3 protein-coding genes are annotated in these 15457 nt (G+C 32.5%); 2 read left to right on the plus strand and 1 reads right to left on the minus strand.

Annotation, left to right across the window (positions count from 1 at the left end; translation table 11 throughout):
* Positions 1-51: 51 nt before the first annotated feature.
* On the plus strand, positions 52-12879 hold the full coding sequence (locus tag AC2TY9_RS08300) for a T1SS-143 repeat domain-containing protein (protein WP_489776931.1): 12828 nt from the start codon (positions 52-54) through the stop codon (positions 12877-12879).
* An 80-nt stretch (positions 12880-12959) separates the two neighbouring features.
* On the opposite strand, the gene AC2TY9_RS08305 is transcribed toward AC2TY9_RS08300, so the two are convergent.
* Complete coding sequence (locus AC2TY9_RS08305; RefSeq protein ID WP_489776932.1) at positions 12960-13649, minus strand: response regulator transcription factor; 690 nt, start codon at positions 13647-13649, stop codon at positions 12960-12962.
* 155 nt (positions 13650-13804) lie between these two features.
* Between AC2TY9_RS08305 and AC2TY9_RS08310 the strand changes: the two genes are divergently transcribed.
* Positions 13805-15451: a TolC family protein gene (locus AC2TY9_RS08310; RefSeq protein WP_489776933.1), complete on the plus strand. Its 1647-nt coding sequence runs from the start codon at positions 13805-13807 to the stop codon at positions 15449-15451.
* Positions 15452-15457 lie beyond the last annotated feature (6 nt).

The following is a 15457-nucleotide window of genomic DNA, read 5'->3' on the forward strand; positions in this document are numbered from 1 at the left end:
TTTCTAGTAGTAAACTTGTATTATATAAAACTGAATTCAAAGGGAGTTATCATGTATGAAGGTATAAATGTCCAAAATGGCGGAATTACGGTTGATTTAGCTAGTTTACAAAAAACTGAAAATGGTGAATTAATTTTAGATGGAATTAGTTCTTTAAAAGTCTTTGTTCAAAATGGTGCAAGTTATGACCAAACAAAACTAGAAATCTTAGAAAACAATGATGATGTAAGAGTATCATTTACTGATGCAAATGGTAATGAAATCTTTTTTATTCTTAAGGGCCTTGCTGCAATGCTACTTGCAAACCAAACTGATAATCCTGTATTTGAAGTATTTGAAGGTGCAGAACAATTAGCAACTATGACTACAATTGATGATCTTGAAGCAGCAGCAGCTGGTGGAGCACCAGCAGGTTCGGATCAAACAGCAAATCCAGCAGGTGCAGGTGATTTAGATGGTACAGCTAGTGATGATACTGCCGGTAGATTAAATGGACTTCCAGGTGCAGGAGCTTTAAATCCTACATCACCAATTATAGGAAATTTTGCTCCAGTGGTATTTGATGTTGATTTAGAAGATATTGAAGTATTAGGAGAAGAAGGAGCAGGGGATAAAAATATCATAACAGGTGCTTTAACTGTATTTGATGAAGATGAAGAGGATATTGGACTTCATACATTTACTCCTATTGAAGACACACTTGTTGTTACAAGTTTTAATGAAGATGGAACTGAAAATGGTGTAATTACAGTTCTAGATGATGATATTTTAGTGATTTTAAATGAAGATGGGACTTTTGAAATTAGTGGCGATTTTAATGACTTAGGACTTGGTGAATCAGCAACTGTAAGTTTTGATTATTTTGCTACTGATATTGAAGGTGCAACAAGTAATGCTGCGACAGTAACTTTAACAATTGAAGGTACAAATGATATTCCAGTTGTTACAGATGTGAATTTGAATGGTGGTAATGGTGAAATCTCAGACATTCCTAATCAAGATGATTCTCCTATGCAAGGTACTTCGTCGGGCTTAGTTGGTTATTATGATATGGCAGAAGGGTCAGGAACTGTTATTCAAGAAGAAATACTATCATTAGGTGGGTTTTCATCAAAAGATTTAGATGATTTAACAGCGCTAGATATTGAAAATCTAAATGCTTTATACATTGATAAGTATGGTTCTAATTCTGAGTTTACAAACAATTTGGCTTCAATACATAGTTCAGTTTATAATGGAATGACTTTAATTATAAATGATGGAAGTCCGTCTGAAGCAAACTCTATTCTTCCTGGTTTGACACAGACTTTAGTAAGTTCGTCTTACAGTAATGCAGATGTTAACATTGGTCCTGATGGTGTTGAATTGTCGAATGGTACATTGGGAAATTTAGATGATTCTTCGTTAGATGGTGGAAGTTCATCAATTCATGGTGCTTTTGAAAGTAGTTCTTTACCTGATGGAGCTAAAATTTTATTAACTTCTGGAAATGGTAATGAAGTTGTAGCTTTCTCTTATGAATATGGTTCGGGTACAGTTATCTATTCTACAATGCCATTGATGGCTTATTTTGATCCTGATTGGTTATATAATAATCCAAATTATCAAAATTTTATTGAGGCAGCAAAAATATATGTTAATAATACTGTAGAAGATGAGTTGGCAAATGATATAGTTTACGAAACAAATGATGCTGATGATACAGACACAAATGGAAATGAAGTATTAAGAGATGAAGATGCTAATAATCTTTTTGAAGGAACTTTAACTGTAACTGATGATGACGATAATGACACTCATGAATTCTTTATGGCTAATATAGAAGAAGGAAATTACAATATTGGAACTGATCAAGAACCAATGTTAGTAAATCTTGAACTTGATAATTTAGCTGATGATTCAACATTATCAATAGAAGATATTGATTTAGATTTAATTATTAACACTGATGGTACATATTCTTTAGGTGGTGACTTTACTTCATTAGCTGTAGGGGAAACAGCAACTGTAACTGTAGAATATTATGCAGTAGATGATAGTGGTGCAGGATTAGGTGATGCAAATAATGAACCAGAAGAATCAGAACATAAAACTATCACGTTTACAATCACAGGGACAAATGACCAGCCAGTAATAAGTGATATAAATTTAAATAATGAAAATACTATTATTTATGAAACAAATGATACAGACTCAGTAGATACAAATCAAAATGGAGTACTGTTAGATGAAGATGGGAATAATATATTTACAGGAACATTAGAAGTAAGTGATGATGATGTAAATGACACACATACCTTTTATATTGCAGATGATGGAATAACAGTAGTAAATAGCCCAGTAGATGCAGATAACAATGAAATAATTACATTGGATGATTTAGATATTACTGTAAATACAGATGGAACATATAGTGTAGGTGGAGATTTTACAGAATTAGCAGCTGGAGAAACAGTAACAGTAAATGTAGAATATTACGCATTAGATAATCAAGGAAAAGATGGAACAGATGGAATCAATGAAACTTCTGAATCTGAACATAAAATATTAAGCTTTACAATCACAGGAACAAATGATCAACCAGTAGTTGAAAATGTTAATTTGAATGATGAAAATACTATTATTTATGAAACAAATGATACAGACTCAGTAGATACAAATCAAAATGGAGTACTGTTAGATGAAGATGGGAATAATATATTTACAGGAACATTAGTAGTAAGTGATGATGATGTAAATGACACACATACCTTTTATATTGCAGATGATGGAATAACAGTAGTAAATAGCCCAGTAGATGCAGATAACAATGAGATAATTACATTGGATGATTTAGATATTACTATAAATCCAGATGGAACATATAGTGTAGGTGGAGATTTTACAGAATTATCAGCAGGTGAAACAGTAACAGTAAATGTAGAATATTACGCATTAGATAATCAAGGAAAAGATGGAACAGATGGAATCAATGAAACTTCTGAATCTGAACATAAAATTCTAAGCTTTACAATTACAGGAACAAATGATCAACCAGTTGTAGAGAATTTGGATTTGAATAATGCTAATTCAACAGTTGGAACAGAACTAACTGATGATAATGAATTGTCTCTTTCAGGAGAGGGTTCTGTAGGTTATGCTTACTTTACAATCCACGAAACAACTACTTTACAAATCACAACTGATGGTCCAACTATCGATCCTGTATTACATTTATTTAAAAATGATGGAAATTTATCAAGTGATGATCTTTTAGCTTCAAATGATGATGGGTGGACTCCTGCTGGTAGTTTTAGTAATTCAGTTATTAATATAACTTTAGAACCTGGTAATTATGTAGCAGCTGTTGGAGATTATGGCTTTTCAGTTGATGAAGCTATTAATGGAATCAATGATTCTAATATGTCTGGTAATGTAGCAATTAATTTTTTAGCAGATAAAGAAATTACACTACATTCTGATAATACAGTATTATATGAAACATCAGATAGTGATTCTACAGATACAAATCAAAATGGAGTACTGTTAGATGAAGATGGGAATAATATATTTACAGGAACATTAGAAGTAAGTGATGATGATGTAAATGACACACATACCTTTTATATTGCAGATGATGGAATAACAGTAGTAAATAGCCCAGTAGATGCAGATAACAATGAAATAATTACATTGGATGATTTAGATATTACTGTAAATACAGATGGAACATATAGTGTAGGTGGAGATTTTACAGAATTAGCAGCTGGAGAAACAGTAACAGTAAATGTAGAATATTACGCATTAGATAATCAAGGAAAAGATGGAACAGATGGAATCAATGAAACTTCTGAATCTGAACATAAAACATTAAGCTTTACAATTACAGGAACAAATGATCAACCAGTAGTTGAAAATGTTAATTTGAATGATGAAAATACTATTATTTATGAAACACATGATAGTGATTCTACAGATACAAATCAAAATGGAGTACTGTTAGATGAAGATGGGAATAATATTTTCACAGGAACACTAGTAGTAAGTGATGATGATGAAAATGATACGCATACATTCCATATTGCTGAAAATGGAATAACAGTAGTAAATAGTCCAGTTGATTCTGAGAATAATGAAATAATTACATTGGATGATTTAGATATTACTATAAATCCAGATGGAACATATAATGTAGGTGGAGATTTTACAGAATTAGCTGCAGGTGAAACAGTAACCGTAAATGTAGAATATTATGCATTAGATAATCAAGGAAAAGATGGAACAGATGGAATCAATGAAACTTCTGAATCTGAACATAAAACATTAAGCTTTACAATTACAGGAACAAATGATCAACCAGTAGTTGAAAATGTAGAGCTTGGTATTGATGAGATAATTTATGAAACATCAGACTTAGATAATAGAGATAATTATGATACAGATGGATATAACTGGGATTTTGGAAGATTAACAAATGATGATGAAAATTATAATGTACTTAAAGGCACAATCTCAGTAACAGATGATGATGTAACAGATAAACATCATTTTTATGTAGTAGATACCCAAGGAAATTATACTCAAAATGTATTAACATTTGATGGAGATTTTGACTTTAGAAATTATGTAAAAATAGAATCACAAAATATTGATGCTTCAGAAATTGATATAAAAGGGATAGTTCTTCAAAATGGAAATAATAATCCATTTAGTTCAAACTACTTTGATTCTGCAGATGAAATTGGATTTGAAGTTGCCGGAGATTTTTCAAAATTAGCTGCAGGAGAAACAGCAACTGTAACTTTTAGTTATGTGGCAATGGATGATTCATGGGTAGGACCAAATGGAGAATCAAATGTATCAGAACCAAAAACAGTAACAATGACTGTAACAGGTACTAATGACAGACCAGTTATTACTCAAAGTAGTCTTGTTGATATTGATGAAACAACAAAAAATACAAGAGTTCAAGGTGAAAAAAATGATATCACTACTTCGTATACTGGATCTATAAATGGAACAGACGAAGATATCAATGATAATCATACAATTGCACTTGAGACTATGAGTGAAGATGACGGTGGAAATTATGATTTAGATGGAACAAATGGCAATGGATCAAGAGTTGTTAATGTAACTTTGAATCAAGATACAAATTCAAATCAAATTTTAAGTCTAGATGATATTGATTTTAATATTACTTTTACTCCTGTACTAACTTCAAATGGTACTTTTGAATCTTCATATACATTATCAGGAGATTTTAATGCCCTAAGAGCTGGAGAAACTGCGACTATTACATTCCAATATGCCGTTACAGATGATTCTAATGGTACAGGGGAAGACCCAAAAAGTGAAATAGTAACACAAACTATTGTTGTAACTGGAACTAATGATAGACCTAGCATCAAAAATATTCATTTTGAAACTGAAGAAAATGATGATGGTACATTAAGTGGTCTAAAAACATTTACAGCAAGTGTTCTAGATAAAATGGATGTAAAAGATCAAGATATAAACGATAGCCATACATTTGAATTAAGATCAACAAATCAAAATCCTTATGGGAATAATGGATATGAAGATAATGGTACTTTAGCAAAAATTATAAATGTTGGTACTGATGATGATCCAATTTATATCAAAGTTATTTCAAATAGTGAAGGCTTAGATGATATTACTATTGAATCATTGATACTTAATTCAAACGGTAATTTTGAAATAAAAGGTGACTTTAATGCTTTAGCCGTTGATGAAACTGCAACTGTTAGATTTAGATATGTAGCTATTGATGATAGTGGAGCAACTAATGAATCTGATACAAGTAAAGATAAAATGATTGAAGTTACATTTACAGGGACAAATGACGCTCCTATTGCAACATCATTTACACATGATGGACCAGTTTCAAATCCTGATGGATACGTATGGGAAAATTCTGGTCAGCAAGTTATAATTGATCCTGTAACAGACTTAGATATTGGAGTAGCAGGTTACGATGTAGATGTAAGTGATACTTTAAAAATAAATTCAATCTCAAATGATGCAGGGGATACTGTAATATTTGATGGTGTAAATGCAACAGCTTGGATAGAAAGTAATAGTGGAGTTGCAGTAAGAATCAATGCAGATGGAAAAGTTGAATACAACTTAAATATGTTTAAAACGAATGGTGAAACAGTATTTGACCATCTAGATGCAGGCGATACTGATACAGATACATTTAAATTCACAATCATTGATAATCATGGTTCCGTAAGTAATGTTGCTGTTGCAACTATAAATATTCTTGGAACAAATGATAAACCAGTTATTGATAGTACTTTAGTTTCTAACTTAACTGAAATCAATGAAGATGTACTAGATGCTGACAATTCTGGAACATTAGTCTCAACATTACTTGGAAATTCTGTTAGTGATTTTGATGATGACGCTGTTGAAGGTGTTGCTGTAACCAGTATTGATAATACAAACGGAACTTGGCAATTCTCGATTGATGGTGGGACTTCTTGGAATGACTTCGATAGTAGTACGAGTGATACAAATGCTACAATGTTATATGATTCATCACTTGTTAGATTTGTACCAAATGAAGATTACTATGGAAGTGCTAATATTACATATCATGCATGGGATCAAAATGGATACAATTTAGTAAATGGTTCAACGGCAGTTGACATTACAAGTAGTTATGGTGGTATTAAAGGAACAGTAAGTGTTGATAGTGCCACTTCATCTGTAACAGTTGATTCAGTTCCTGATTTTGTAAATTGGAATGGAACAATTGTAAATGATAGTACAGATAGTGCTGTTGTTTATGAAATTGGAATTGATGATGCTCAAGATAATTCAGAAACATCATCAAAAACATATAAAGTTGAATTTGGTGATGATACTCCAGGTACAGTTATTTTCACAAGTGCAAATGTAGCTCCTTCATGGTTAACTTCTGGTGGAGAGAGTGTAAGTTATACGGTTAGTCCTGATGGTAAAACATTAACTGCAATTGCAAATGGTGAGATTGTATTTACAATAGAAAATGATAATACTTCAGCTCCATCTTATACAGTAACAATGTTTAAATCTATTGATCATGTTGAAGCTGGACAAACTCCTAACTCTAGAGGTGAAAGACAATGGTTAAGTTTCCAAATTGAAGCTGAAGATAATGATGGAGATACAGTAACTTCTTCACCACATGGCTTAAGCATTGGATTTTATGATGATGTACCAACAGCAGGATGGAGTGGATATACACAAAATAATGGACAAACAGGATATGTAGTAACAGAGACTACAGATGCAAATGGATTTGTAACATTAAGTACAAGTGGCGCATCGTTGAACTTCGATGGAGGAGCAGATGGAGCTACCGTAACTGAATTAAGATTTGCAAATGAAGTAGGGGATAAAATCCAGACTAAATATGTAAGTAATAATGAGAGATATTTTTTACAATCGCAAGGTGAAGATATAGTTCTAGAAAGAGCAGGATTAGATATCACAGGTAAAGCCAATGGTGTGACAGTATTTACAATAGTAGTAGATGAAGTGACAGGAGATTATACCTATACACAGTATGCCCCAATAGATCATGTAGAAGGTTCAACTTCAGGAAGCTATCAAGATGAGATAGTAAATTTAGTATTACAATATACTGTAACAGATGGAGATGGAGATACAGCAACAGGATACTCTACAGTAAGAGTAGAAGATGATTCTCCAATAAGTTTATCGCAAAATGGGATTGCACAAAATGCAATGGTAGAAGAGTCAAATATAGGAGATACAACAACAGCAAGTTTAAAAGTAGATTATGGTGCAGATGGATTTGCAAGTGTAACCTTTACAGGAGTAGTAGAAGGATATATGCATGATCAGCTAACTTCAGGTGGAGTACCAATTACATATGACTTTAGTATACCAGGAAAAGTTATTGCAAAAGCAGGAACTGAGACAGTATTTGAAGTAGTATTAAATGCAGATGGAAAAACATATGATGTGAATTTAATTGGTTCATTAGATCATACAGCACCAGATGGAAACCCTGGAGGAAGAGACGAAGGTCAATCAATTAACTTTGTGTTTGAAGCAACAGATAAAGATGGAGATACATTAGAAAGTTCATTATCTGTAAGAATTGTAGATGATGTACCAACAGCAGGATGGAGTGGATATACACAAAATAATGGACAAACAGGATATGTAGTAACAGAGACTACAGATGCAAATGGATTTGTAACATTAAGTACAAGTGGCGCATCGTTGAACTTCGATGGAGGAGCAGATGGAGCTACCGTAACTGAATTAAGATTTGCAAATGAAGTAGGGGATAAAATCCAGACTAAATATGTAAGTAATAATGAGAGATATTTTTTACAATCGCAAGGTGAAGATATAGTTCTAGAAAGAGCAGGATTAGATATCACAGGTAAAGCCAATGGTGTGACAGTATTTACAATAGTAGTAGATGAAGTGACAGGAGATTATACCTATACACAGTATGCCCCAATAGATCATGTAGAAGGTTCAACTTCAGGAAGCTATCAAGATGAGATAGTAAATTTAGTATTACAATATACTGTAACAGATGGAGATGGAGATACAGCAACAGGATACTCTACAGTAAGAGTAGAAGATGATTCTCCAATAAGTTTATCGCAAAATGGGATTGCACAAAATGCAATGGTAGAAGAGTCAAATATAGGAGATACAACAACAGCAAGTTTAAAAGTAGATTATGGTGCAGATGGATTTGCAAGTGTAACCTTTACAGGAGTAGTAGAAGGATATATGCATGATCAGCTAACTTCAGGTGGAGTACCAATTACATATGACTTTAGTATACCAGGAAAAGTTATTGCAAAAGCAGGAACTGAGACAGTATTTGAAGTAGTATTAAATGCAGATGGAAAAACATATGATGTGAATTTAATTGGTTCATTAGATCATACAGCACCAGATGGAAACCCTGGAGGAAGAGACGAAGGTCAATCAATTAACTTTGTGTTTGAAGCAACAGATAAAGATGGAGATACATTAGAAAGTTCATTATCTGTAAGAATTGTAGATGATGTACCAACAATAGATGGAATGTCAAGTGCGAGTACAACAGAAGCAGATGCGAATAATGATGGGATTTTTGATGAAGCAGTTGTGACAGGAACATTAGGAAGAATCAATGAAGGAGCAGATGGCGCTGTAGTAACAGAGATGCATATCTCAAATACTGCAGACTATAATAACTTAACATCAGGAGGAGATGCAGTAACAGCGACTCAAGTGGGGAATGTTATTACAGGAGCTAAAACAGATGGAACAGTTGTATTCACATTTACATATGATGAGAATGGAGATTACACATTTACACAAAAAGAGCCATTAGATCATAATGGTAGATCAGAAACCCTGATTAAACTGGGATTTGGATATACAATCACAGATGCAGATGGAGATACAGCAAGTTCAGCATTAATTGTAAGTATTCATGATGATGTACCAACAATAGATGGAATGTCAAGTGCGAGTACAACAGAAGCAGATGCGAATAATGATGGGATTTTTGATGAAGCAGTTGTGACAGGAACATTAGGAAGAATCAATGAAGGAGCAGATGGCGCTGTAGTAACAGAGATGCATATCTCAAATACTGCAGACTATAATAACTTAACATCAGGAGGAGATGCAGTAACAGCGACTCAAGTGGGGAATGTTATTACAGGAGCTAAAACAGATGGAACAGTTGTATTCACATTTACATATGATGAGAATGGAGATTACACATTTACACAAAAAGAGCCATTAGATCATAATGGTAGATCAGAAACCCTGATTAAACTGGGATTTGGATATACAATCACAGATGCAGATGGAGATACAGCAAGTTCAGCATTAATTGTAAGTATTCATGATGATGTACCAACAATAGATGGAATGTCAAGTGCGAGTACAACAGAAGCAGATGCGAATAATGATGGGATTTTTGATGAAGCAGTTGTGACAGGAACATTAGGAAGAATCAATGAAGGAGCAGATGGCGCTGTAGTAACAGAGATGCATATCTCAAATACTGCAGACTATAATAACTTAACATCAGGAGGAGATGCAGTAACAGCGACTCAAGTGGGGAATGTTATTACAGGAGCTAAAACAGATGGAACAGTTGTATTCACATTTACATATGATGAGAATGGAGATTACACATTTACACAAAAAGAGCCATTAGATCATAATGGTAGATCAGAAACCCTGATTAAACTGGGATTTGGATATACAATCACAGATGCAGATGGAGATACAGCAAGTTCAGCATTAATTGTAAGTATTCATGATGATGTACCAACAATAGATGGAATGTCAAGTGCGAGTACAACAGAAGCAGATGCGAATAATGATGGGATTTTTGATGAAGCAGTTGTGACAGGAACATTAGGAAGAATCAATGAAGGAGCAGATGGCGCTGTAGTAACAGAGATGCATATCTCAAATACTGCAGACTATAATAACTTAACATCAGGAGGAGATGCAGTAACAGCGACTCAAGTGGGGAATGTTATTACAGGAGCTAAAACAGATGGAACAGTTGTATTCACATTTACATATGATGAGAATGGAGATTATACATTTACACAAAAAGAGCCATTAGATCATAATGGTAGATCAGAAACCCTGATTAAACTGGGATTTGGATATACAATCACAGATGCAGATGGAGATACAGCAAGTTCAGCATTAATTGTAAGTATTCATGATGATGTACCAACAATAGATGGAATGTCAAGTGCGAGTACAACAGAAGCAGATGCGAATAATGATGGGATTTTTGATGAAGCAGTTGTGACAGGAACATTAGGAAGAATCAATGAAGGAGCAGATGGCGCTGTAGTAACAGAGATGCATATCTCAAATACTGCAGACTATAATAACTTAACATCAGGAGGAGATGCAGTAACAGCGACTCAAGTGGGGAATGTTATTACAGGAGCTAAAACAGATGGAACAGTTGTATTCACATTTACATATGATGAGAATGGAGATTATACATTTACACAAAAAGAGCCATTAGATCATAATGGTAGATCAGAAACCCTGATTAAACTGGGATTTGGATATACAATCACAGATGCAGATGGAGATACAGCAAGTTCAGCATTAATTGTAAGTATTCATGATGATGTACCAACAATAGATGGAATGTCAAGTGCGAGTACAACAGAAGCAGATGCGAATAATGATGGGATTTTTGATGAAGCAGTTGTGACAGGAACATTAGGAAGAATCAATGAAGGAGCAGATGGCGCTGTAGTAACAGAGATGCATATCTCAAATACTGCAGACTATAATAACTTAACATCAGGAGGAGATGCAGTAACAGCGACTCAAGTGGGGAATGTTATTACAGGAGCTAAAACAGATGGAACAGTTGTATTCACATTTACATATGATGAGAATGGAGATTATACATTTACACAAAAAGAGCCATTAGATCATAATGGTAGATCAGAAACCCTGATTAAACTGGGATTTGGATATACAATCACAGATGCAGATGGAGATACAGCAAGTTCAGCATTAACTGTAAGTATTCATGATGATGAACCAATTGTAGTTGCTGATACAAATAGTGTAAGTGAAGCAGCTTCTGGTATTACAACAAAATCACAAATCAGCGGAAATATTCTTACTAATGATAAAGATGTAGACAATGATGATGCTATTGAGATTATAGGTTTAGAGATGACTTCTCCTCAAACTATATCAAGCACAGATGAAACTCATACAATTAATGGACAACTTTATGAAGGATTCCATATTACTGGAGTATATGGAAATATCATGGTAGATGCAAAAAGTGGTGAATATATCTATAATCTTTATAACGATAGAGATATAGTAAATGAATTATCAGAAGGTGAACAAGTTAATGAAACTTTCTCATATACTATAACTGATGAAAATGGAGAGGAATCAACTGCAACATTAACTATTAATATTACAGGAACTGATGATCTTCCTGAATTTGAAGTTGCAACTGTTGCAACTGATATGGATGGAATTGATCTTACATCACTTGATTTTAGTTCAGGATTTAATTTTGTTGCAGATGTTAAATTAGATAGTAATTCTGAAACTTTCTTTAGACAACAAGATAATGATAGCGATTCATTTTTAATTGAATTTGGTGATGCTGATCATAGTTCACCACACAATCCTGGAACATATTTACAACTTTATATTCCACTTTTAAATGGAGATACTTACAAAGCAGTTACGACTGATGCTCTTACAGTAGATGAGTGGCATTCAATTGAAGTAAATTATGATTCTACAAATGGTGCAACAATATTTATTGATGGGCAATCTGTAGGACTTGATGATTCAATGGGAGATAGTCCATCAGCAATGGTTGATGTAAGTGATAGTAATTATACTGTAGGAAGCACAACAAATGAAGCTTTTAATGGGGTATTTAAAGATGTTAAAATTACTTCATTGGAAGATGATACTGAAATTGTTCCTAACTTATCAGGTGATGAAGTATTATTTATCCAAGATGATGTTGATGATGGTATTACAGATATGTCTGCACTTCTTCAAAATGCAATATCTGAAGGTCAACTTTTATCTTCTGGTAATTCTGTTGATGAAATAGATTTATCAAGTGGAGATCATATTCTATCAAATATTAGTGTTGGTGATGTATTAGCAATGACTGATAGCGATAATACACTAAAAATAGAAACAGATAGTGGAGATACAGTTAAATTAGATTTAACTAATGAATGGTCTGCTACTGGTAATACTGATGTAGATACAGGCTTAGATATTTATGAAGGTGTTACGGATTCAAGTGTTAAACTTTTAATTGATTCTCTAAATGTAGAAGATATAAATATTTAATTTTTTTGGAACCCGAAATTTCTTTTGGGCTTTCAAAAAGTCTAAACTCTTAAAAAGCCGAGAATTGTTTCTCGGCTTTTTTATACTAACTGATACCCAATTCCAAAACTATTTTTGATATTTTCTTTCCCAACTTTTTGTCTAAGTCTTGAAAAAAGTGATTTAAAAGCTGACTCAGTTATTTGTTCATCTGCCCAAAGATAACTTTCAATCTCTTCTTTATTTATAGTTTGTCCCTTGTATGAAATAAGTAGTTCTAAAAGTCTAAATTCATTTTTAGTAAGTTTACATAAAATTCCGTTATTTTTTAAAATAGTTTTTTCTTGATAATTGTAAATATTGCCATTTGACAGTTTTATTGTTACATTTCCATGATTTAACAGATACTTTGCAGTTAAATTTAAAGCATATATCAAATCTTCAGCTTTTATTGGTCTTACTACAAAATCAATAACTTGAATTCTAATTGCTTCAAAAAGATATTTTTCATCTTTTTTTTCTGATAAAATTATTATCGGAATAGTAGGATTGTGCTTTCTGATTTTTTTACATAATTCAATGCCACAACCATTTGTTAAGTCAAAGTCTGTAATAACTACATCTGGGTGTATTTCACAAAACTTTTTAATACCTATACCACTTGTGTGAGAAGTTATAACTTTGTCAAAAAAAATATTCAATATATTATTTTCTTTTTCACTTATTAATTCTTCTTTTGATATAAAAAGAACTTTTAAGCTTTTTAAAATTTCTTTTAGTGAATATGCCATTAATTTTTTCAACCTTAAGTGTTACATTTGTTACAAATTAGAAACTAAATTATTTTAGTTAAAGTTTTCTTAAAGCTTCGTATGCTAAATTATGTAATAATAAATCACACAATTTGTTAAAATAAAAATTATTTTTTGACTTTAAGGAAAACATCATGGGGAAAACCATTAAGCTTAGCTTTCCAGCTATACTATTACTAGGTGCATCATTAATGCAAGGTCAGACTATCAAAGAGGTAGTTGAACATACAATCTCAAACAATCCAAAAATTATGTCTACAGTTAAAAACAATGAAGCTTATAGACTTTATATTGATGACGCTGAAGGTGGATACTTACCAAAGCTTGATTTAACAGCATATGTTGGAGTAAAAAATACAAAAACAAATCCTGATGCTGGGAATAATACAAGCAACACTGATAGAGGTTACAATGCTCAACTAGATTTTGAACAACTTATTTATGATGGGGGACTAACTAGTGGTCAAATTGATGAGGCACAGTTTAGGTATAGTTCTAATAAATATTTAAATGACTCAATAGTAGATGATATTATATATGATTCTTTAGATTCATACTTAAATCTTGTAAAATACAAGAATAGAGTAGCAGTAGCAAAAGAGAGTTTAAGTGTTTATAATGAATACTTTCAAACAGCAAAGGAAACAGCGGAAATTAGTGGTATTGCTTTACATGAATCACAAGTAAATGCAAAAATTCATTATGCAAATAATAAACTTTACCAAGATACTAACAATCTTTTAAGAGCAACAAGTTCATTTAAAAAGAATGTTGGAATGGATGATGATGGAAAATCTTGTAGACCAAATCTTGATGCTTCGGCTATGCCAGGAACTTTAAAAGATTACATTGATGCAGTTTTATTATCTAGTCCAAAGATTTTAGAACAAGTTGAAAATATCAAAGAGCAAAGATCAATTTTAAATCAAAGTGATGCTTCATTCTTTCCAACTTTAAAATTTAAAGCTCAAGGAATTTATGATAAAAGTTTAATTACAACTGATGAACAAACAAATGTTTATAGTGCTAGAATAGAACTAACATATAATTTGTTAAATGGTGGAAGTGATAAAGCACAAAGTGCTAGAGAAAAAGCTTTTTTAGTAGAAGCACAAACAACTCTTGATTCAATTACTGCTGAAGTTGTAGATGAAGCAACAGCAGCTTATAATGCATACACTTATGCTAAAAAAAGAGAAGATGAATTATCAAAATATATCACTGATAATCAAGAGATTCTAAATTACTACAAAGATCAATTTGAAGGTGGTACAAGAACTTTTATTGATGTATTAAATATTGAAAGAGACTTAATCTCAGCAAAAGAAGAATTAATTGATATTCAATATGACCTTGATGCTGCATATTTTAATATCTTTAAAAACTTAGGAACAATAAAACAATCAGTATTAACTAGTAACAATGACACTTGTACTGAAACAAAAGTGCCTGCAAAAGTTGAACCAGTAAAAGAAGAAGTTGCTTCTGAAGAGGTTCAAGCTTTATTAGCTGATGATACAGTTAAATCTGCCCAACCTGAAGAGATGATTGTTGGAACTTACGCAGTTTATTTTGTTGCACACAAAGATATTGCAGATACTCAAAAAGCAATTGATAAAATGCAAGAAGCAGTTGGACCTGACTATAAAATCAAAGTAGAACCAGCAAGAGGTTTACAAAGTGGAGTTATTTATAATCTAGAAGATATGAAAACTGCTAAAGAAGTTAGAGCTATGGCAAGGAAACTTTATGCAGATTCTTATATAATAAAAGTTAAATAATTTTAA

The sequence above is a fragment of the Arcobacter sp. ISO1 genome (assembly GCF_058105185.1).

Bases quoted from the DNA above. Each gene is read 5' to 3' on its own strand.
- AC2TY9_RS08305 (WP_489776932.1), bottom strand. From the start codon at position 13,649: ATGGCATATTCACTAAAAGAAATTTTAAAAAGCTTAAAAGTTCTTTTT.
- AC2TY9_RS08300 (WP_489776931.1), top strand. From the start codon at position 52: ATGTATGAAGGTATAAATGTCCAAAATGGCGGAATTACGGTTGATTTA.
- AC2TY9_RS08310 (WP_489776933.1), top strand. From the start codon at position 13,805: ATGGGGAAAACCATTAAGCTTAGCTTTCCAGCTATACTATTACTAGGT.